Source organism: Priestia sp. P5_B4, from assembly GCF_056400385.1.
This window is the reverse complement of the sequence record NZ_JBFULJ010000756.1, coordinates 1-1860: the sequence shown is the minus strand read 5'-3', so window position 1 is coordinate 1860 and position 1860 is coordinate 1. Positions and strand designations below refer to the sequence as shown.

2 protein-coding genes are annotated in these 1860 nt (G+C 37.2%); both read left to right on the top strand.

The window, feature by feature from the left end; all coding sequences use genetic code 11:
- Positions 1 to 52 precede the first annotated feature (52 nt).
- A complete protein-coding gene (gene xylA / locus AC1DRF_RS25595; RefSeq protein WP_477742028.1) occupies positions 53 to 1390 on the top strand; it encodes a xylose isomerase in 1338 nt (445 codons plus the stop codon).
- Positions 1391 to 1447: 57 nt separating this feature from the next.
- A partial coding sequence (locus AC1DRF_RS25590) for an FGGY family carbohydrate kinase (RefSeq protein ID WP_477742027.1) occupies positions 1448 to 1860 on the top strand: 413 nt, incomplete at its 3' end.

Sequence of the window (1860 nt, the reverse complement as noted above, 5' to 3'; positions counted from 1 at the left end):
AAGATAGTTAATGGATAAACTTGTTCACTTAAATCGAAGGGGGAAATGACAAATGGTCCAAACTAGTACTAATAAAATTAATTATTTTGAAAGCGCAAACAAAGTTTTATACGAAGGTAAAGATTCTAAAAATTCTTTAGCTTTTAAATACTATAATCCTGAAGAAGTAGTAGGCGGTAAAACAATGAAAGATCAGCTGCGTTTTTCTGTTGCTTACTGGCACACGTTTACAGCAGATGGTACGGATCCTTTTGGTGCAGCTACTATGCAAAGATCTTGGGATAGATATGATGGAATGGATTTAGCAAAAGCTAGAGTTGAGGCAGCTTTTCAACTTTTTGAAACATTAAATGTTCCATTCTTCGCATTTCATGATCGAGACATTGCTCCTGAGGGCAGTACGTTGCAAGAAACAAATAAAAATCTTGATGTTATCGTCACTATGATCAAAGAATATATGCAAACAAGTAACGTAAAGTTATTATGGAACACAGCGAATATGTTTACAAATCCCCGGTTCGTTCATGGTGCAGCTACTTCTTGTAATGCAGATGTATTTGCTTATGCGGCGGCTCAAGTAAAAAAGGGGCTTGAAACAGCAAAAGAATTAGGSGCAGAAAATTATGTATTCTGGGGCGGCCGTGAGGGATATGAAACACTGCTTAACACAAATTTACAGTTAGAGTTAGATAACTTAGCTAGATTTATGCATATGGCTGTAGATTACGCAACCGAAATTGGATATACGGGGCAGTTTTTAATTGAACCTAAACCTAAAGAGCCTACGACACATCAGTATGATACCGATGCAGCAACAACTATTTCATTTTTAAGACAATACGGATTAGATAAATACTTCAAACTTAATCTAGAAGCTAACCACGCAACGTTAGCTGGGCATACATTTGAACACGAATTACGAGTAGCTAGAGTACAAGGCTTCTTAGGATCAGTGGATGCAAACCAAGGTGACCCTCTTTTAGGCTGGGATACAGATGAATTCCCAACGGATTTATATTCTACAACGCTAGCAATGTATGAAATCCTGCAAAATGGAGGGCTGGGAAGCGGAGGATTAAACTTTGATGCCAAAGTACGCAGAGGTTCTTTTGAACAAGACGATTTACTCTATGCTCATGTAGCAGGAATGGATGCGTTTGCTCGAGGATTGAAAGTAGCACATAAATTAGTAGAAGATCGTGTTTTCGAAAATGTTATCAACGAGCGCTACAGCAGCTTTAAAGAGGGAATTGGGCTTGAGATTGTGGAAGGAAAAGCTAACTTCCATACACTGGAGCAGTACGCGTTTAAAAATCCGAATATTATGAATAAATCAGGAAGACAAGAACGATTAAAGGCTATTTTAAATCAATATATTTTGGAAGTTTAAAAACAAACGAGAGTAGAAACGATTTCTACTCTCGTTTATAAACGCGGAGGTATTAAGATGAAATATGTAATTGGAATTGATCTAGGAACAAGCGCCGTAAAAACGGTTTTAGTTGATACAAAAGGCAAGATTTGCGCTGTGGTTTCTAAGGATTATCCTCTCCTTCATGAAAAAACAGGGTATAGCGAACAGAATCCAGAAGAATGGGTTCAGCAGACGGCTAGTGCTTTAAGTGAATTAATTGCTAACGCTAATATAAAACCCGAAGATATAGAAGGAATTAGTTATTCTGGACAAATGCATGGCCTTGTGCTGCTGGATGAAAACTATAACCTATTACGTAACGCCATTTTGTGGAATGACACAAGAACAACAGAACAATGTCATCATCTCTATAAAGTCATTGAAGAAAAACGTCTTTTAAAGATAACAAAAAACCAGGCTTTAGAAGGATTTACTCTTCCTAAGTT